General features: G+C 40.7%; 17 protein-coding genes and 2 pseudogenes. 12 read left to right on the top strand and 7 right to left on the bottom strand.

Annotation, left to right across the window (positions count from 1 at the left end):
• Nucleotides 1–65 precede the first annotated feature (65 nt).
• The gene (locus VCA1004_RS14725) at nucleotides 66–443 is read right to left on the bottom strand and encodes a diacylglycerol kinase (protein ID WP_086981184.1); all 378 of its coding nucleotides are present in this window, start codon (nucleotides 441–443) and stop codon (nucleotides 66–68) included.
• 18 nt (nucleotides 444–461) lie between these two features.
• Nucleotides 462–2,108 carry a phosphoethanolamine transferase gene (locus VCA1004_RS14730; protein WP_086981185.1) on the bottom strand — a complete coding sequence of 549 codons (1,647 nt, stop codon included), beginning with the start codon at nucleotides 2,106–2,108 and terminating at the stop codon, nucleotides 462–464.
• Nucleotides 2,109–2,361: 253 nt separating this feature from the next.
• Here VCA1004_RS14730 and VCA1004_RS14735 point away from each other — a divergent pair, with 253 nt between their 5' ends.
• The 9 genes from VCA1004_RS14735 to pstB (VCA1004_RS14775) all read left to right on the top strand — a co-directional run bounded on the left by VCA1004_RS14735 (nucleotide 2,362) and on the right by pstB (VCA1004_RS14775) (nucleotide 11,249).
• Nucleotides 2,362–3,150 (top strand): ferredoxin--NADP reductase, encoded by a 789-nt coding sequence (locus tag VCA1004_RS14735; RefSeq protein WP_086981186.1) that lies wholly within the window; start codon nucleotides 2,362–2,364, stop codon nucleotides 3,148–3,150.
• Between the two features lie 454 nt (nucleotides 3,151–3,604).
• Nucleotides 3,605–4,648 (top strand): phosphate ABC transporter substrate-binding protein PstS, encoded by a 1,044-nt coding sequence (gene pstS / locus VCA1004_RS14740; RefSeq protein WP_086981187.1) that lies wholly within the window; start codon nucleotides 3,605–3,607, stop codon nucleotides 4,646–4,648.
• Between the two features lie 122 nt (nucleotides 4,649–4,770).
• On the top strand, nucleotides 4,771–5,727 hold the full coding sequence (gene pstC / locus VCA1004_RS14745) for a phosphate ABC transporter permease subunit PstC (RefSeq protein ID WP_232012664.1): 957 nt from the start codon (nucleotides 4,771–4,773) through the stop codon (nucleotides 5,725–5,727).
• Entirely contained in the window at nucleotides 5,727–6,584 is an 858-nt protein-coding gene (gene pstA / locus VCA1004_RS14750) for a phosphate ABC transporter permease PstA (protein WP_086981188.1), read from the top strand. Before pstC (VCA1004_RS14745) ends, pstA (VCA1004_RS14750) begins: the two co-directional genes overlap by 1 nt.
• 55 nt (nucleotides 6,585–6,639) lie before the next feature.
• Nucleotides 6,640–7,437, top strand: coding sequence for a phosphate ABC transporter ATP-binding protein PstB (gene pstB, locus VCA1004_RS14755; protein ID WP_408646928.1), 798 nt, complete (start codon nucleotides 6,640–6,642; stop codon nucleotides 7,435–7,437).
• A gap of 181 nt (nucleotides 7,438–7,618) precedes the next feature.
• Complete coding sequence (locus tag VCA1004_RS14760) at nucleotides 7,619–8,440, top strand: phosphate ABC transporter substrate-binding protein (RefSeq protein ID WP_086981190.1); 822 nt, start codon at nucleotides 7,619–7,621, stop codon at nucleotides 8,438–8,440.
• Nucleotides 8,441–8,534: 94 nt separating this feature from the next.
• On the top strand, nucleotides 8,535–9,500 hold the full coding sequence (gene pstC, locus VCA1004_RS14765; protein ID WP_086981191.1) for a phosphate ABC transporter permease subunit PstC: 966 nt from the start codon (nucleotides 8,535–8,537) through the stop codon (nucleotides 9,498–9,500).
• Between the two features lie 23 nt (nucleotides 9,501–9,523).
• Entirely contained in the window at nucleotides 9,524–10,387 is an 864-nt protein-coding gene (gene pstA / locus VCA1004_RS14770) for a phosphate ABC transporter permease PstA (RefSeq protein ID WP_086981408.1), read from the top strand.
• A gap of 112 nt (nucleotides 10,388–10,499) precedes the next feature.
• Nucleotides 10,500–11,249 carry a phosphate ABC transporter ATP-binding protein PstB gene (pstB, locus tag VCA1004_RS14775; protein WP_086981192.1) on the top strand — a complete coding sequence of 250 codons (750 nt, stop codon included), beginning with the start codon at nucleotides 10,500–10,502 and terminating at the stop codon, nucleotides 11,247–11,249.
• Between the two features lie 124 nt (nucleotides 11,250–11,373).
• Here pstB (VCA1004_RS14775) and VCA1004_RS14780 read toward each other — a convergent pair whose 3' ends face one another.
• The 5 genes and pseudogenes from VCA1004_RS14780 to narQ all read right to left on the bottom strand — a co-directional run bounded on the left by VCA1004_RS14780 (nucleotide 11,374) and on the right by narQ (nucleotide 16,778).
• Nucleotides 11,374–13,368, bottom strand: coding sequence for a sensor domain-containing diguanylate cyclase (locus VCA1004_RS14780; RefSeq protein ID WP_086981193.1), 1,995 nt, complete (start codon nucleotides 13,366–13,368; stop codon nucleotides 11,374–11,376).
• 271 nt (nucleotides 13,369–13,639) lie between these two features.
• Nucleotides 13,640–14,341: a riboflavin synthase subunit alpha gene (locus VCA1004_RS14785; protein WP_086981194.1), complete on the bottom strand. Its 702-nt coding sequence runs from the start codon at nucleotides 14,339–14,341 to the stop codon at nucleotides 13,640–13,642.
• A gap of 40 nt (nucleotides 14,342–14,381) precedes the next feature.
• Nucleotides 14,382–14,579, bottom strand: a pseudogene (locus VCA1004_RS15385) (response regulator transcription factor); the annotation flags it as partial.
• Nucleotides 14,580–14,641: 62 nt separating this feature from the next.
• Nucleotides 14,642–15,017: pseudogene (locus tag VCA1004_RS15390) on the bottom strand (response regulator); the annotation flags it as partial.
• Between the two features lie 33 nt (nucleotides 15,018–15,050).
• On the bottom strand, nucleotides 15,051–16,778 hold the full coding sequence (gene narQ, locus VCA1004_RS14795; RefSeq protein ID WP_086981196.1) for a nitrate/nitrite two-component system sensor histidine kinase NarQ: 1,728 nt from the start codon (nucleotides 16,776–16,778) through the stop codon (nucleotides 15,051–15,053).
• 251 nt (nucleotides 16,779–17,029) lie between these two features.
• Between narQ and napF the strand changes: the two genes are divergently transcribed.
• From napF to napA, 3 genes are all read left to right on the top strand, one after another.
• The gene (gene napF / locus VCA1004_RS14800) at nucleotides 17,030–17,512 is read left to right on the top strand and encodes a ferredoxin-type protein NapF (protein ID WP_086981197.1); all 483 of its coding nucleotides are present in this window, start codon (nucleotides 17,030–17,032) and stop codon (nucleotides 17,510–17,512) included.
• An 83-nt stretch (nucleotides 17,513–17,595) separates the two neighbouring features.
• Nucleotides 17,596–17,871: a chaperone NapD gene (locus VCA1004_RS14805; protein WP_086981198.1), complete on the top strand. Its 276-nt coding sequence runs from the start codon at nucleotides 17,596–17,598 to the stop codon at nucleotides 17,869–17,871.
• 63 nt (nucleotides 17,872–17,934) lie between these two features.
• Nucleotides 17,935–20,427 carry a periplasmic nitrate reductase subunit alpha gene (napA, locus tag VCA1004_RS14810; RefSeq protein WP_086981199.1) on the top strand — a complete coding sequence of 831 codons (2,493 nt, stop codon included), beginning with the start codon at nucleotides 17,935–17,937 and terminating at the stop codon, nucleotides 20,425–20,427.
• Nucleotides 20,428–20,441: the final 14 nt, after the last annotated feature.

The following is a 20,441-nucleotide window of genomic DNA, read 5'->3' on the forward strand; positions in this document are numbered from 1 at the left end:
CTATTTTCCTTAATCTCTCTAAGATGGTGTTGATCGAAGCTAACGTATCTTAATAAGCACCAGAGTTAAAATAGTGGATACACAATCACACCCCAAACCATGGCTGCCATGATCATGCTAAGTGTCACTAAAGTTGAACCAATATTTTTCGCCACCCCGGATAAGGTGTGGTATTCCAAACCCACTCGATCCACAACTGCTTCAATGGCGGTATTCACCATCTCAGCAAACAAAACAAACATCATAGACAAAATGAGCGCCATGGTGTGCATTGGTGAAATATCCAGATAAAACGCCAAGACCGTTAGTGGAATGAATAGCATGAGTTCTTGCTGGAACGCTGCTTCATGTTTAACCATCCATTTTAACCCATTAAAACTATGCTTTAAGGTGAAAATTATTCGCATTAGGCCGGTACGTTTAACTACGACTTTCTCATTCATTTTTATCTATAACTCTATTTAAATTTTACACTTAGCAAAAATATCTAATTCAGGATTTTTATCTTGGGTAGTGACGCCAAACAAGCCAATCAAACTATGATAAAAGTTATCTTGTGAATGGCCAGGTTGCTGCGCTTGTTGCTGTAAACAAGACACATTAAAGTGTTTTTGTTGCGCATAGGCTGTTGGCATCCATAGTAACCAAGGAACGGTGGTTTGCTCCTTTGGCGCAATCGCGTATGGGGTTCCATGTAAATATAAACCATTTTCACCCAATGACTCACCGTGATCAGAAACATACATCATTGCCACATTATAATCTTGAGAATAATGCTGTAACTGCTTGATCACTTTTGCCAAAAAGTAGTCAGTATATACCAGTGTGTTGTCATATACATTGGTAATTTCCTGATCCGTACATTGTTCGATATCTTTGCGATTACACCAAGGTGCGAATTTTGCTCGTTCAGCCGGAAAGCGTTGAAAGTAAGTTGGACCATGGCTACCCATCGAGTGTAGCACCACTAGCTTATTGTTTTTATCTTGTTCGATAAACTGCTGCGCAGGCTTTAGCATCACTTCATCAAAACAAGTATTGCCATTACATAAATGCGAATCGCTTTTGGGATCAATGGCAATCAACTTAGTCGCGTGAGCTACCCCTTTATCGCCACCATCATTATCAATCCATAAGGTTTCAACGCCTGCTTTCGCAATAATATCAACCGCATTGTCTCGTGAATTGGCTTTCGCTTTACTGTAATTGGTGCGCTGCATATTTGAGAACATACAAGGCACCGATAACGCAGTATAAGTGCCACAAGAAGCGACATTGTGAAACGAGATCACTCCCATTCCTTTGGTATAAGGTTGAGTATCATGCTTATAGCCATTATCAGAAAAATTCATAGCGCGAGCCGTTTCACCTAACACCATCACCACCAGCGTCGGTTTACCATTGCGTGTCGCAGCTAACTTAGCATCGTATCCCAATGATTGATAAGGCAAAGGCTGCGTCAAATAATTACGTTTGATGTATTGATAGCTGTCATACACATGCGCCGGTATGATCATTTTATTCAGATATTTGTTGTTACGCCCTACCGATGCGTAATCTTTATAGGTCGTGATGGTAATCAACGTGATCCCTAAGAGCGCCACTAACATCAGAATGATTCTAGCGACAACTTCTCGACACCAAGAAGCACGATATTCCACTTTCACCCATAATAAGAAGAGTGATGGAATAACCCCAAAGCCAAGCAAAAACAATACCGAGCGAACATTGATATAAAAAGCAATTTCAGAGGCATTGGTTTCCATCACATTTTCAATCATCGAACGATCAAATAAAATATGAAACTCTTGTTCACCATACAACGCTATCGCCGAGGTTAAGGTCAAGAGGATAAAAAAGGGCTTTAGCAAATAAGGCCACGCCAATAAAGAAAAAATCACACAAAATGCAAAAAACAATACCAATGGACCAGTATATGGAAACCACACATCAGGGACATTCTGGCTTAAGATGAAAATTTGATGAATGATGGGGAAGTTTAAAATAAACCCATAATAAAATGCCAACAGCATGATAATGGTCGTTACTTTCGCACTCGGACGATAAAGCAAATCTCCGTTCCAATAACGACTCACTGATGACCACATAATTTATTCCTCATTACTCAACCCTTTTATAAAACCTATCCCGCCGGCGATCTATTCCACGGACAATCTATTTCATGGACAATAATGGCGTGATTTTATAAACGGAAACTGAAGATTGACTGAAGAGGAACTGAAACTTAGCGCAACAGTGGCAGAGCATTTCATTGCCAATCTATACTGAAAGTGTATTCTAAGGTGATGGATTTTATGCCAATCTCACCCATCCTGTTCCACACCAGATAGGGAGACCTCTATGCAAGAAATACCACTCGGATTTGTCGCAGGTACGATCATTAAACGAATAGATTGGGCCGAACATCTGTTTTCATTACGAGTCCAAGCTCCTAGTTCAGCCTTTCCCACTCCAGCTTATGTTGCAGGTCAATTCAGTAAGTTAGGAGCCTTAAATGAGCAAAATGAATGGGTTCGACGTGCCTATTCTATGGTCAATAAACCTTGTCTTAATGGTGATAATCTAGAATTAGAATTTTTGGTCATTGAAATTCCTGATGGCAAACTCACCCCTTTACTCGGACATAAACACGTTGGAGATGAAGTCATTGTGGGTACGCTACCGGCAGGCTTTATGACCATTAATGAAGTGCCACAAGCAACGCAAGATTTATGGATGTTATCAACCGGAACGGGCATTGGCCCCTTTTTGGCGTTGTTAGAAGATATAGAAGCCTGCCAACGCTTTGAGCATTTAGTGCTGGTTCATGCGGTGCGAACTCAAGAAGAATTGGTCTACAAAGACGCCATCATAGCCTTAATGAAGGCTTATCAAGGAAAATTACGCTACGTGCCTATTGTCTCGCGCGAAGTTGTCTCTGGCGCGCTAAATGGCCGGATCCCACAGCATATTCAAGCAGGAACCTTAGAAAAAGCCGCTCACTTGCCATTAAGCCAACAACATAGCTTTTTATATTTATGTGGCAACCCAAATATGATCCGCGATACTCGGGATGTCTTGCAACAATTGGGCTATAAAAAACACCTACGCCGTGAAGCGGGCCAATTTAGCTTTGAAAATTATTGGTAGGCTATCTTTCACCCGCTTATTGTCACATCATTGATCTAACTCTCAAATAGCTTGTCAGTCCCCAACACACAGAAACCAAACAGGGTAATGGTCCTTCTCCTACCCTGTTTTTTATCAACGACACATCACTTCCGTTCACTTATCAGCCCCTTGAACTAAACTTTTCACGATTACGATGTGCTGCGACGTTAACCTGAGAACAAGGTATAAATTGTTACAAATAAATAATGTCAAACTGTCATAAACTCTACTATGCCCTCAATACCATTCATGATTGTTCAAGATAAAAGCAAAACACTGAACTTTAAAACACATCAAAAACAAATACTTAACAAATAAAAACCAGATGAAATCAATCTTTTCACAAATGAAAGGTCATTGTCACATAACTGACATCTAAAACGATTAATTTATGTCCTGCAAATACACTTTATTACAATTTTAGGATGGAAAAATGAAGAAATACACTCTTCTTTTAGCTTCACTGGCCATGGCATCTGCGTCTACGATGGCGGCAACAACCATTAACGGTGCAGGCGCGACCTTCCCGTATCCAGTATATGCTGATTGGGCAAAAGTCTATAACAAAGAAACTGGTGTACAACTGAACTATCAAGCGATTGGTTCTGGTGGCGGCATCAAACAAATTGAAGCTAAAACAGTGGATTTCGGTGCATCGGATGCGCCACTTAGTAAAGAAGATTTGGATAAAAATGGTTTAGTTCAGTTCCCAGCAGTTATGGGTTCTATCGTTCCTGTGATTAATGTTAAAGGTATTAGCGCAGGTGAGTTGAAGCTGTCTGGTGAAGCTTTAGCGGACATCTACTTAGGTAAAGTAAAATACTGGGATGACGCTGAACTAAAAGCATTAAACTCAGAGTTAACACTTCCTCACCAAATGATTGTTGCTGTACACCGCTCTGACGGTTCTGGTACTACTTATAACTACACTGACTACCTGCAACGTGCTAGCAAAACATGGGCAGATCAAGTTGGTATGGGCAAAGAAGTCGCATGGCCTAAAGCAGCGACTAACCTAGGTGGTAAAGGGAATGCTGGCGTGGCTAACTTAGTCAAACGCACTCCTGGCGCTATCGGTTATGTTGAATTCGCTTACGCTGAGCAAAACAGCTTAGTCTATACACAAATGAAAAATAAAGATGGTCACTTTGTTAAACCTGAACTAGCTGCATTCCAAGCCGCTGCAGCAAATGCTGATTGGGCCAATGCGCCAGGATTTAAATTAATGCTTAACGACCAACCAGGTGCACAATCTTGGCCAATGACTGCTGCGACCTTTATCTTAATGCATAAAGAGCAAGCCTCACCAGAAACTGCAAAAGAAGTATTGAAATTCTTCAAATGGGGTTACGAACACGGTGATATCGCAACTAAGCTAGGTTATGTACCAATGCCGAGCAATGTTGTGAAGATGGTAGAAACTATGTGGTCTAAAGACATTAAAGCCGCTGATGGCTCAAGTGTTTACAACCAATAATATCTTTCTCCACTCATTAAGGTGCTCGTCATCGAGCACCTTGCTTTGCGTGATACTTTTTGCATTACCCCGTTGTACTAATGCAAAGAGAAATATGATTCAACATTACACAGGATAGCACCTTGAGCGTTTCATCATCGGTTATTAAGCCCTCTTCAAATAGACTTTCTCATCAAAGTGCAGATCGTTTATTTCAAAAAGCCAGCTTCACTAGCGCCCTTTTGATTACATTGATCATGATAGCCTTGTTCGCCTCATTAGTTGGCGGTGCTTTGCCGGCTATCTCCAAGTTTGGTTTAGGATTCATAACCAGTACTGATTGGGACCCTGTTCAATCTCTCTTTGGTGCTGCGAACGCACTTTATGGGACAATCGTTTCTGCGGTTATCGCCGTATTGCTTGCTACTCCAATTGGTATTGCCATAGCAATTTCTCTGTCTGAGTTAATGCCCAAGTGGTTATCAAAACCGATCAGTCTTGCTATCGAGCTATTAGCGGCCGTTCCAAGCATTATTTATGGTATGTGGGGTTTGTTTGTCTTTGCGCCGTGGTTTTCAGAAAACGTTCAAATGTGGTTACTTGACCATATTGCTCCCATCCCTGTCATTGGAGCGCTCTTTGATGGACCGCCAATTGGCTTAGGCTTACTGACCTCCGGTATTATTTTAGCCATCATGATTTTACCTATCTTAACGTCATTGATAAAAGATGCCTTAGGCACAGTACCAAATGTACTACGCGAATCATCTTATGGCATCGGAGCACACTCATACGAAGTCATTCTCAAAGTATTATTACCATCGATTAAAAGCTCAATTTTAGGTGCCTTCATCTTAGCCCTGGGTCGTGCACTCGGTGAAACCATGGCCATCACCTTTGTTGTAGGTGGCTCACAAGATATTAATACTTCTTTATTTATGCCAGCAACGTCGATTTCAGCAACCATTGCCGAGCAATTTAATGAAGCCACCAACCCAATGCATTTAGCCTCATTGTTAGAACTAGGCTTAGTGCTATTCCTCATCACTTTTATTGTTATGGGTTATGCCCGTGTTCAGCTTAGAAAAGGAGCCAAATAATGACTCGTTCTCAATGGCGCACCATAAAAAGTAAATCGTTTAGAGCGATCTGTTATACCGCAACTGGACTTGGCTTAGTCATTCTTGCTGTGATCTTATTTAGCCTATTAACCAAAGGTCTGCATGGCTTGCATTGGCGCACTTTTACCGAATCAATGCCGAGCCCTGGCGGTGAAGGTGGCCTTGCAAATGCCATTGTCGGCAGCTTAATGATCAGCCTTGTTGGGATAGCCATTGCTGTGCCAATCGGATTACTTGCCGGAACCTGGCTTTCTGAATATGGAAAAGATTCAAAACTAGCTGACACCATTCGATTTTTGAACGGCATGCTCATGAGCTCGCCATCCATCTTAATTGGCCTATTTATCTATGAAATCTGCGTGAAACCTTTAGGTGGATTCTCTGGCTGGGCCGGTTCAATTGCACTTGCGATTATTGCACTACCTATGATCATTTCAACAACAGAAGAAATGTTAAAACTGGTACCTAAAAGCATTCGTGAAGCAGGTTCAGGCCTAGGATTACCAAAATGGCGAGTCACATTATCCTTGAGTTATCGTAGCGTTGGCGCAGGTATTTTAACTGGAATTTTATTGTCATTTGCACGTATTTCAGGTGAAACAGCTCCCCTGCTATTCACCTCATTGAATAATACATTCATGTCCTTTGATATGAATGCCCCTATGGCAAACTTACCGGTGACTATTTACCGCTTAGCGATGAGCCCTTATGACAGTTGGAATGATTTAGCCTGGACGGGCGCTCTCATTATTACTGTGGCAATTTTATGTCTAAACATTACTTCTCGCATGCTACCAGCATTGTTAGCGAAAAAGACAAAAGTATTAAGCAAATAGGACACCCTTTATGAACGCAACTGTCTCTCCAATGATGAGCAACAACGTGGTTATTATGAAAACAGATATGGTCCAAAAGAAAGTGGTTACCTCTCGCGAAACATGTATGGATATCCAAGGCTTAAATTTCTTTTATGGAAAAGGAAAGCAAGCATTATTTGACATTACCTTACCGGTCTATCACAACCATGTCACCGCAATTATTGGTGCGTCTGGCTGTGGTAAATCTACCTTATTACGCACCATGAACCGTATTTATAACTTATACGACGAGCAATATGCTGAAGGTACGATCAAACTTGATAATGAAAACATCCTATCTAACTCGGTAGATATCTACGGATTACGCAACAAAGTAGGAATGATTTTCCAAAAACCGACACCATTCCCAATGAGCATTTATGAGAATATTGCTTTTGGTATTCGTTTAAATGAGAAAGTGCCTAAAGCGGAGATGGACCAACGTGTACAAGATGCACTAGAACAAGCCCGCTTATGGAAAGAAGTAAAAGATAAATTGCATGCAGACGCCATGGGCTTATCTGGCGGCCAACAGCAGCGTTTATGTATTGCACGTACGATTGCTTTAAAACCAGAAGTCATCTTGATGGATGAACCCACCTCGGCTTTAGACCCCATCGCAACACAAGGTATTGAAAAACTTATTACTAAACTACGTAAGTCATTCACTATCGTTATCGTCACGCACAACATGCAACAAGCGAAGCGTATTTCAGATTTTACGGCTTTCATGCACTTAGGAAAACTCATTGAATTTGGAGAAACACAACAAATCTTCAATCAACCAAAAGAAACGATGACGGCTGAGTACATCGGTGGTGAATTCGGTTAATGTAATTTCTCCTACATTAAATAGTCCTTTCCAATCTCCTATCTTTGCACAGGCGATCGTTTTGATCCGCCTGTGTCATCTATGTTTCAAATTACTGTAACACAACTGTCATAATTCAACCCTAAAGTGGCTTTCGTCAACTCAATGACTTAACGGCATGAAGCCATAAAGGAAAAAAGGTATGAAAAAGACAGTGATCAGTGCTCTGGCTATTTTAGGCGCACTAACAGTAAACCCAGTATCAGCAAAAGAAACTATCTCTGCGGTAGGTTCAAGTAGTGTTACTCCGTTAATGGAAGTCTTTGCTGAAACCTACATGAAATCGAACCCAGATGTTTTCATCGAAGTTCAAGGTCCTGGTTCTTCTGCCGGCATTAAAGCTGCAAAAAACAACTCTGCAGATTTAGGTATGTCGTCACGAGCACTGAAAGCGGAAGAAAAAGAAGCAACCCTTAAAGAAGAAGTGGTTGCCCGTGACGGGATTGCCGTTGTCGTCAACCCAAATAACCACATCAAAGGGTTAACCGCGGAACAAGTGACTCAAATTTATAAAGGTGAGATTAATAACTGGAAGCAAGTGGGTGGTGAAGATAAACCTATCGTTGCCATCACTCGCGATACCGCTTCTGGTACACGTGGTGCATTTGAAGACATCATGGATTTAAAAATGAAAATCAATGGCATTGAAGTGTCTGCGATTTCGCAACGTGCTCAAGTTGCCAATGGTAACGGTGGCCTAAAAACCATGGTAGCAAGTAACCCATACGCAATTGGCTACATTTCTTTAGGAACGGTCGATGAAAGTGTGCACCCTCTTTCAGTTGATGGTGTAGAAGCGAGTATTGCTAACGTGAAAAATGGAACTTACAAAGTGGCTCGCCCATTCTTGGTTCTTTATCACGAAGGTCGCCCAACACCAACAGCGCAAAAATTCCTAGATTGGATGCTAACAAAAGATGCACAAAAATTAGTAATTGCTAACGGTTACATCGATATCCACTAAGTAAGTTTTTTAATAAATTGCTCAGCTTGTAAGAGCTGAGCTTCTTTTCCATCTCGAACGGTTGATCTTAACCATCGGAATGTGAGTTTTGAATATGACCATCGCCACTTATAGTGACAAAAATATAAATAGTGACACGCCTATGAATACTGTCGCCAGTTCAGAAGTACAAGCTTCTCAACCTAACGGTAACTTACGTCAAAAGAAAGGTATTGATTGGAAAGAGAAAATCTTCCATGCCTTATTTTTAAGTAGCGCCGTTATTGGTATTGTTTCTCTTGCCTTGATTGCCTATTTCATCATTGCAGAAAGTATCCCTGCCTTCCAAGCAGTGGGCATTTCCGGCATTGTTTTGGGTGATAACTGGCTACCACCAGCGCTGTATGGCGTTTACACCATGATCATTGCTTCTGTTGTTTCTACACTAGGAGCCGTTGTTATTGGTGTGCCAGTAGGGTTACTTACCGCAATTTTCATTGCAGAGATTGCCCCTAAACGTATTGCTAACATTATCCGCCCTGCGGTGGAGCTGTTGGCTGGCATTCCTTCGGTTGTTTACGGTTTCTTCGGGTTAGTCATTATTGTGCCTCTTATTCAAGAGATCTTTAATGTCCCTGCAGGTAACACTATTTTGGCTGGGATTATTGTTCTTGGCGTGATGATTTTACCGACCGTTATTACGGTATCAGAAACGTCCATTCGTGCGGTACCCCATGCTTATAAAGAAGGGTCATTGGCACTAGGCGCTTCAAAAACGTATACCATTTTTAAAATTCTCGTTCCTGCTGCTCGTTCAGGAATTATGACAGGCGTTATCTTAGGTATCGCTCGTGCATTAGGTGAAACGATGGCCATCATCATGGTCATGGGTAACGCACCGGCTATGCCACAAGGTATTTTAGATTCAGCCCGTACGTTAACAGCCAACATTGCGATTGAAATGTCTTATGCAAGTGGCATTCATGCAAACGCACTTTATGCCACCGGCGTCGTGCTATTAGCCTTTATCATGATTTTAAATGGCGCTCTTCTGTACCTTAACCGTCAGAAAGCAAGGTAAGTCACATGAACGTAGAAAAAACTATGGATTTAGCAAAACTAAAAAAACAACGCCAAAACAAAGATAAAATCCTTAATGTTTTGATTTGGATCTCGGCAGGATTAACCGTTGGCTTCCTATTTTGGATCATCTGGTACATCCTATCGAATGGCTTGCAACATGTAGATTGGAACTTCATTAGCGACGACTATACTCGCACTGGCGATCAACACGGGATTTTCCCAATGATCATTGCCACCATCTACATGGTGATTGCATCGATTGCGGTTGCAGCACCACTGGGTATCATGACCGCAATTTACTTAACTGAGTACGCGAAACCAGGCAGTCAATTAGTAAAAGTGATCCGCTTTTGTACGGAATCATTAGCGGGTATTCCATCGATCATCTTTGGTCTGTTTGGTATGACTTTCTTTGTTGCGGTACTAGGGTTTGGATTCTCGATTTTATCGGGGGCGCTCACATTAAGTATCTTAATTCTGCCAGTAATAATTCGTACAACAGAAGAGTCCTTAATGGCCGTATCGCAAACTTACCGTGAAGGCTCATACGGCTTAGGTGCATCTAAGATTTACACTATCTGGCGATTAATCTTACCTAGTGCGATGCCAGGAATTTTAACCTCGGTCATCTTAAGTATCGGCCGTGTTATTGGGGAATCTGCTCCTGTTTTCTTAACCGCGGGCATGGTCGCTCGTATTCCTGAGTCATTATTAGATTCAGGCCGTACCTTGACCGTACATTTATACAAATTGACCACAGAACTCTTCAGTGTTGAAGAATGGAACCAAGCTTACGGAACCGCTACTGTGCTTATCGTGCTCGTTCTGGTCATTAACATGTTGACCAAGTTTTTAGGTAGTCGCTTCAATAAAGCCAACTACTAATTATAAAACCCAATAAAAATTTATACGGCTAAAGACTCAACTGGCCTCATAGAATAATAAGTAGCGGCGAGCTCACACTGTCCGCGGCTACTTTGATAAAAGAGATAACATAATGAATAAATTCAATATCGAAAACCTAGACCTTTTCTACGGTGAAAACCAAGCGCTGAAAAACATTAATCTGCCAATTCCACAAAAGAAAGTTACAGCGCTAATTGGTCCTTCTGGTTGCGGTAAATCCACACTACTTCGTTGCCTAAACCGCATGAATGACTTGATCGCTGGGGTAAAAATTACCGGTAAGATCACCATGGATGACCATGACATCTACGGCAATATTGATGTTTCTGATCTGCGCATTAAAGTGGGTATGGTTTTCCAAAAGCCAAATCCATTCCCTATGAGCATTTATGAAAATGTGGCCTACGGTCTACGCGCTCAAGGCATCAAAGACAAAAAACACATTGATTCAGTCGTTGAGAAATCACTGCGTGGTGCAGCCTTATGGGATGAAGTGAAAGATCGCTTAAAATCACACGCATTTGGCCTCTCTGGCGGTCAACAGCAACGTTTATGTATTGCACGTACTATTGCCATGCAACCTGATGTGATTTTAATGGATGAGCCAACGTCAGCACTGGATCCTATTGCGACTCATAAAATTGAAGAGTTAATGGAATCATTGAAGAAAGAATTTACCATTGTCATCGTTACGCACTCCATGCAGCAAGCTCGTCGTATTTCAGACCGTACTGCGTTTTTCTTGATGGGTGAATTAGTCGAACATGACGACACTCAAATCATCTTTAGCAACCCTAAAGATGACCGTACTCAAGGCTACGTTAATGGTGATTTTGGTTAAGCCTTAAGGATCATAGGAATGAAAGAGCTAGGTTGTATTAACCTAGCTCTTACCAAATAACTATAAAAAGCGATGGAACTCTTGCCCCTTACTGAGGGGCTTTTTTATAGCCAGCACATTCACTTTACCGAGTTTTTAAACTAGAAATAAAGTGCAATTCATAAGCAAGAAGGCGATTGTTAATCACAAACTCCTCATGACTTATTTCGCTATCTCGCAATAAAAAATTACTATACTTCACAAACAAGAAGTAAAAGATCGACATCGGAATGCCCGTTTTATAGTGGCTATCAATGATTTTCATACGATAATGGTGCAAATCATCATTCTCACGGCAACATTCATAAATCATTTGAAAATAATTACTGATCAAGTAACTTAACTTTCCACGATAAGCCGATAATATTTTAGGATTTAACTCCATTTGTAGCAGGCTCTCGGCTTCAACAAAGTTAAACTTCCTCAACATATCCAACTTTATCTCTTGTTCATGGCTCGATAAATTAATATCAAAACTATCAAACTCTTCACATATAGATTCAATTTTATCGACTGACTTTTTATTCAACAAAATCTCATCGGCTTCTCTGATAGCTTGTGAGAAGGTTTGATGCTCTTTAACGCTATAAATCACATAACCAGCACTGATGGTAAAACTAGGTACCGATTTAGCTTTACAATCATAAGCTAACTTTTGATTAAAGCGGGTTATAAATTGTTGTGGGTCAAATGGGTTTGATGAATCAATATATAAAACAATTAAAAATTCATCACCACCTAGTCGAATAATATCATCATTAGGCTTACATATATGTTGAGCCGTCGAAGCAATTAATTGAATAGCTTTATCGCCCATATCATGGCCATACTTATCATTAATATGTTTAAATTTATTTGCATCAATAGAAAAGAGGTGAACTTTTTTATGATTGCCGATAGCTTTATCCACTTTTTTATACACTTTATGATGTAGACCCTGACGATTAAATACTTTTGTTAATGAGTCATAGTATTGCTTATCACTTTCTCGGATGCCATGTAGCATCTGCTGCAATATGGTATAGCTAAACAAAAACATAAAAAATGGTAAGAAGAATAAGTAACTTTGTTCATTAAATATCATTCTTACCATGAAAATAAATGGAATTTTTACGCCAATGTGCATCTCACCAAAATCAGATGGTATATAGTCTTTATCGCTGTCTTTAAAGGTAAGCAAATCTGTATCTGTATGCTCTATCGAAGGTGGGAAGCTGGAGAAGATAACATTATCATTATTCGTGACAGTTACTGCTGCGTAATCCATCAAGGTAATATTGGTATCTCTTTTATTTAAAGATTGAGCGATTAATGATTTTAAATTATCTGCATATAAATCTCGAACTAAAAACCCGATCACCTCCCCATGATAGTCTTTAATATTTTCAACAAAGCTAATCACTTTTTTATTTGTTTTTTCATCAATATAAGGATGGGAAACCCATAATGTATAGTCAGAGTTCTCTTTAGATTGCTCTTTTATTTTAGGCGTTGAATACTCATCTAAATCTGAATCAGAGAATGACTGATTAAACAGAAATATATAATCTTCATTTTTAGGTAAAAAGTAAAATTGAGAACTTAACATAGGGTGGCTGCGTACTAACCTAATCACTTCTGAATTAGTACTCGCAGTAGTAACAACAGTGCACAGTATGTTTAAGCCTTCTATAGAGTATTCATTAACATTACCTTTCCCTAATAGAATACCATTGCGAAGATCCGAATTATCTAACGGTTCTGGTGCTCGATTAGAAAAAAGCTGAGTGCCTGGCCTGCTTTCTATTTTTGATAAACAGTGATGAATCAATTGTGGCTGGGCTTCCGTAATAATGGGATGAAAGCCGGTAGACATGGCATCATTTTTCAATGCGGTAAATTGTAAAAATTCAAATTGATTCTGCGTGTGATTAGCAATGGTATTAAGATCGGTCACAACAGAAGGCAAAATGTCTGAATTGATACGCTCCTTGAGAGTATCGTATTCATGGTAAGCAAAGCTCACCGTGACTAATAAAGAAAACAGCACACTAAGACAAACCGTTTGGTAACGGAAAGGCTTATCATTCTTTAACATCATAATAAACAACCTAGAACTGACTGGATAAAAGCTCGTTTACCCGAACAATATATGCAGAATTAGCGATCTAGAAAGAATACGCTGTTCCTTTATCGTTTCCAATAAAGTAATGACTTAATGTGTGCTTTTTATGAACTGACTTCTATTTTTAAATTTAAATAATAAATAGATAAGCCCGATTCATCCATAAAGTGGATAGCAGCATCCTTGCCGCCAACAGAATGATAAAAATGCAAAACAATAATTAAGCATTAATACATTGAAAGAATGATTATTTATTTTTAGGTTGGGTAATATAATTGGTCAAATCGATATTCTTTTCTTGTAATAGAGATTCTAATAACGGCAATAAATGACCTAAATTTTCTTCTAAACTCTCACGCACCGTATCCACCAAAACTTGTGTACTGCGTTCAATTTCAATATTTAACTTCGAACCAGTGTGTTTGTGTTCAAAAGTCGTCATACGGCGAGTTTCAGGAATTAACCATACATCAAACCAATTGTGGGCTTTATCCACATCGGCAATGGTTAAACTGGCACCATTAATAGCGATATAACCTTTGGAAAAAATATAACGCATCCAGGTCTTTTCTACCCCGATACGCACACGGTAATTATCTTCAATATGAGCAACCTCGAGCACTTCCGCCGTAAAGTCTACATGACCAGACAAAGGATGCCCGCCTATCTCTGCGCCATCTTTGGCCGCTCGCTCTACGTTCACTGTGTCACCCGGAACGAAACGGCTAAGTGTGGTAATTTGTAAGCTTTTAAGCATCACATCAAAACGCAGCTTATTCGGGGTAATTATTTCCGTGACGGTTAAACACACGCCATCAACGGCAACACTGGCACCAATTTCAATCTCATGGCAAAAGCCTGAGGGAAATTGCATATCAAAAGTACGAATACCGTGTGAATCAGAGATATTCTCTAACCTTGCTACTGCTTGAACGATTCCTGTAAACATGTCTCTTCCTAAACCTCTAGTCTTTATTTAACCCATCACGTTAATCACGGCCATAAGTATCGAGATACAATACGGTTGCGGCGGTACGTGAAGCCACATTCAGTTTTTTCAATAAGCTTTTCATGTGTACTTTAACGGTAGATTCGGAAATAAATAAATGATCGGCAATTTGCTTATTTCGATAGCCTTTTGCGACTTCTTGTAGAATTTGCATTTCTCGATCGGTTAACTGATCGAGCAGGTTATCATTATCGCCTCTAGTCTCTATATACTGTTGCACCAGACGACTATAAACGGTCTCACCTTTCTGAGCTTGTTTTAATAATTCGACCAATTCATCCGGTTCACTGTCTTTTAATAAATAACCGTCCGCTTGAGCTTTGATTAATGCATCAATATCGGCTGGGTTATCAGAGACCGTTAAAATAATGATTTGGCTATCAATACCGTCTTTGCGCATCGCCTTTAACGTATCTAACCCAGACATACCTTTCATATTGAGATCGAGCAAAATAAGGTCTGGAGTTAACTCATTAGCAAGGGCTAAGGCATCTACCCCATTACTGGCCTCACCAATCACTTCAAAACAATTTTCTAAACTTAAGAGTTGTCCAATACCACGGCGCATGAGTGGATGATCATCAACTAACAATACTTTTGATACGGTCGTTGTCATGAGTTACCTATCTTATTCTTTATGAGCATGTGCTCAGCTTAATTGCAGCTCTAGTCGAATTTGAGTACCTTGCCCAATATAAGATTGGATAGAGCAATCCGCCCCTAACCGAGAGGCTCGCTCTTGCATAATACTCAAGCCATAATGATTGAGCTTGGGTTTATTGACATCAAAACCAACGCCATCGTCCTCAATAGTAACACGAATCAGGCTATCATCTTGATGACAAACAACATCAATATTATTTGCCTTGGCATGTTTAATCGCGTTCAAAACCGCCTCTCTGATAAACTGTAATAAATGCACTTGTTGTTGTGCATCTAGGCCAATAGAAAGCAGTTGATTATCAACGTATAAACGTGCGTCGGTTTGCGATTTTAATGGATGAAGCAATTGCTTTAATGCCTCACCAAAATGAGCCTCTTCTATTTTTAAGCGGAAAGTATTCAAGAGCTCTCGCAGTTGGGTATAGGCTTGAGATAACACTTGATCCACTTCTTTGATGATATCGGTCGCCACTTCACAGCGTTTCACACACAATTCTTGATTTAAATTTCGTTTAAGTAAAGTGACTTGAATTTTTAAATACGATAGCGATTGTGCTAATGAGTCATGGAGCTCGCGGGCAATCGTCGCCCTTTCTTGCATTAAAATTAATTGCTCTGTTTGTTTTTGATTATGCGTGAAATACAGTGCTCTGGCTAAAATATGCCCTAAACTTTCCATCAAGACCTTGTCTAATTGTGGATTTGTTTGTTGCCATTGCAGCACGCCTAACGGCATATTATTTTCTTCTAATTGAAACTGTTTCCATTCTAAAGACGCTTGTGATTGGCCTACTGTCAGTTCGATTTGGCCGCCTTCTTTTTCATCAATCGATAAACGACAAGCCAGCACACCATCGACCTGAATAAAACTGTCGAGTACCGACTGAAAATCAGGAATCGATAACCGTGAACTGGACAACGCTTCCGAACAATCATAAAGAATGGTTAACGCATCATTGGCTTGTTGCAGCTGTTGTGTTTTTTTATCCACCGCCAGCTCTAGGCCATGATAAAGCTGAGCCAGTTCATTCGCCATAGACTGGTAACATTGCCCTAAAACATCCAGCTCTGTTTCACTATTAATATTCAGGCGAATATCAAAGTTTTTATCTTGAATAGACTGACTGGCCTCCACTAATTCACCTAATGGCTGGACGATCTTATTACGTGCAAAGCGGACAATTAACACCGTAATGATCGATACCAGTAATAAACACAAAGCACTCGCCAATGCGAATATTTTCAACTTATTTTCTGAAAAGCGCTGCAAATTGAAAACAAAGTTATCCAGTTGTGCCACCATGCCTTCCACTTGATTTAAATATCCAGAAGGATTTTCAGACTCAAGCTGGAACGATAACAATTTCCAGCGATGCAGCACTTGTTGGTACTCTTGCTTAATGGAATCGGGCACGATCATTGTATCGAGTGATTGCATACTCGATGAATGTAAAGACTCATTCATGCTTTGAATATGGCGGGATAAGTGAGGCGATTGGGTCTGAATATCATACGCCAAGCGATAGGTTTGCATTCGTAGTGAACCTGAAACATTAATCATTTCAGCATCTTTTAAGCTATAAACCATCGTCAACATCCCCACCACGATGGCAATCACTGCCAAGATAAGAATCGACATCAATCCCTTAGCAATTGTCGAGGCAATCGGCTTTTTGGGCGCAACATAATATTTGGAATAACGAATGGCGTTCACTATAGGGTCATCTCTTTTTATAGCAATGATCAAAGTAATTTAAACATACCGTTCATCTTACTTGATGCCTTTTCAAATGTGTGAAGTTTATACAGAGCAAAAATTGATCTAAAACAAACCTGCCTATTAATTACCCCTTTGTGGGTATTTCAGCTTTACTGATAAAAACTACAATTTTATAAGGGTAAATAAATATTTGATGCTGTTTATATTTTACCCATTTCTTGGGGTGTATAAACAAGGTTATCAATGTGTCTAATTCGCAAATAAATTTATCTCGACGACAACTTTTTACGCGTCGAAAAGACACCGGAAAACCCAATTTACCTTGGGTAAAAGACCATTTATTTACCGATTTGTGTACTCAATGTGGAAAGTGCCTTCAAGCCTGTCCTGAGCGCATTATTCAACTCTCAGATGGTGGCTTTCCTCGAGTCGATTTTAACCTCGGTGAGTGCACTTTTTGTTATCAGTGTGCACAGGCATGCCCTGAGCCACTTTTTAACTCAAAAGAAGAGGCAGCATGGCAAGTAAAAGCAAGCATCAGCGAAACCTGTCTTGCTCCCCGAAGAATTGATTGTCGCAGTTGTGGCGACAGTTGTGAACCTCAAGCTATTCGCTTCAAATTAGCGATAGGTTCCGTCGCTCAGCCACAAATAGATACAGCGCTTTGTAATGGTTGTGGTGCATGCGTCTCGGTTTGCCCGGTGGATGCCATTGCAATAAAGCAATAAAGCAATAAAGCAATAAAGCAATAAAGCAATAAATAAAGCAGTGCTCCATTATTCCATTTTAACACTCAATATAGAGAACATTCATGTCACTTAATGAAGTACATATTTCAAGTTTAGTCGTTCATGTGATGCCTGAATATTTAGCACCGACCAAGGCAACCATTGAGTCTTTTGACGGCACAGAAATATACGGCGAAAGTGAAGAAGGCAAATTAGTGGTTGTGATTGAAACTGAAAACCAAGGTTACATCACAGACACCATCGATGCGATCAACCAACTCGATCATGTCTTAAGCACAGCATTGGTTTTTCATCAAATCGAGCAAAACCTCGATGATGAAGCAGACACATTAAAATAATAACAAGTTCATTATCTAAATCATTTAGATAAAACACTGGATTAAAAACCCCGAGGGTGATGTATGAAAATGACAAGACGCGCGTTTGTTAAAGCAAATGCAGCCGCTTCAGCCGCCGCAGTAGCAGGGATCACTCTCCCCGCTTCAGCGACCAATCTCATTGTCAGCTCCAATGAAACGGCAATCAAATGGGACAAAGCTCCTTGCCGCTTTTGTGGTACCGGCTGCTCCGTTTTAGTGGGAACACAAAATGGACGAGTAGTTGCGACACAAGGTGACCCTGAAGCGCCGGTTAACAAAGGCTTAAACTGTATCAAGGGCTATTTCCTATCTAAAATCATGTATGGTAAAGATCGTTTAAATACGCCATTACTACGCATGAAAAATGGTCAATTTGATAAAGATGGTGACTTTGCTCCCGTGTCTTGGGATCAAGCATTTGATGTCATGGCAGAAAAATTCAAAAAAGCCATAAAAGAAAAAGGCCCAACCAGTGTCGGTATGTTTGGCTCAGGTCAATGGACAGTTATGGAAGGGTATGCCGCATCTAAATTAATGAAAGCCGGTTTCCGCTCTAACAACATCGATCCCAACGCACGTCACTGTATGGCTTCTGCGGTAGTAGGTTTCATGCGTACTTTTGGTATCGATGAACCAATGGGATGTTACGACGACTTCGAACATGCGGATGCGTTTGTGCTTTGGGGCTCTAACATGGCCGAAATGCACCCTGTACTATGGACTCGCATTACAGACCGCCGTTTAAGCCATGAACATGTTCGCGTTAACGTGCTCTCTACTTACTATCACCGTTCTTTTGAACTGGCTGATCGCGGCATGGTTTTCCACCCTCAATCTGACCTTGCGATTGCTAACTTCATTGCAAACTACATCATTCAAAACGATGCCGTTAACTGGGATTTCGTCAATAAGCACACCCATTTTAAACAAGCTACGACCGATATTGGTTATGGCTTGCGTGATGACAACCCTTTGCAACTCAAAGCGAAAAACCCTAACTCAGGCGATTTATCTAATATCAACTTTGAGCAATACAAACAATCTGTCGCCCCTTATACAGTAGAAAAAGCGGCTGAAATGTCAGGCGTTTTACCTGAAGATTTGATTGCTTTAGCCAAACAATACGCGGATCCAAAAACAAAAGTGATGTCACTTTGGACCATGGGTATGAACCAACATACTCGTGGCGTTTGGATGCAAAGCTTAGTGTACAACCTACACTTATTAACCGGTAAAATCTCAGAACCAGGCAACAGCCCATTCTCATTAACTGGTCAACCTTCTGCTTGTGGTACAGCTCGTGAAGTGGGTACCTTCTCACATCGCTTACCAGCAGACATGGTCGTAACCAACCCTGAACACCGTAAAACTGCAGAAAAAATCTGGAAATTACCCGAAGGCACCATTCCTGCAAAACCCGGCTTCCACGCGGTACAACAAGATCGCATGCTCAATGATGGCGTATTAAACGCTTATTGGGTGATGTGTAATAACAACATGCAAGCTGGTCCAAATATTAATACTGAACGTTTACCAGGCTATCGTAATCCTGAAAACTTTATTGTGTGTTCTGACCCTTACCCAACCGTTACTGCGCAAGCGGCCGATCTGATTTTACCAACCGCAATGTGGGTAGAAAAAGAAGGGGCTTACGGTAACGCTGAGCGTCGTACCCAAGCTTGGTATCAACAAGTGTCACCAGTACAAGGTGCTCGTTCTGACCTATGGCAGATCATGGAGTTTTCAAAACGCTTCAAGATTGAAGAAGTTTGGCCACAAGAGTTAATGGCTAAAGCACCTGAGCTACGTGGCAAAACCATGTATGACATTTTATTCCGCAACGGTAATGTAGATAAATTCCCACTCGAAGAAGCCCAAGAGCTTAACGATGATGCCAAAGATGTGGGTTTCTATGTTCAAAAAGGCTTATTTGAAGAATATGCGGCCTTTGGTCGTGGTCATGGTCATGATTTAGCACCTTACGATGTTTATCACACTGTTCGAGGCCTGCGTTGGCCGGTCGTGGATGGTAAAGAAACACAATGGCGCTTTAATCCAGAATATGACCCTTATGCAAAACGCGCTGGTCGTGATTTCTACGGTAAACCTGATGGTAAAGCATTTATCATTTCAGCGCCGTATGAAGCGCCACCTGAAGTACCAAATGAAGAATATGACTTATGGTTATGTACAGGCCGCGTGTTGGAGCACTGGCATACCGGCACCATGACTCGCCGTGTACCTGAGCTTTATAAAGCCGTGCCTGATGCGCATTGTTACATTCACCCAGACGATGCTGAAGCGCGCAACTTACGCCGAGGTGATGAAGTATTGATTGCCTCTCCGCGTGGTGAAGTTCGTGCTCGCGTTGAAACTCGTGGTCGTAACCGTCCGCCGAAAGGCTTGGTTTTCGTTCCATTCTTTGATGCTCGCATCCTAGTCAACAAATTGATTTTAGATGCCACCGATCCGCTATCGAAACAGACAGACTATAAAAAATGTCCCGTCAAGATAACGAAAATCGCTAGTGTTTAATTCTATTGAATCAA

This window comes from Vibrio aphrogenes, assembly GCF_002157735.2.
GTDB classification, from domain to species: domain Bacteria; phylum Pseudomonadota; class Gammaproteobacteria; order Enterobacterales; family Vibrionaceae; genus Vibrio; species Vibrio aphrogenes.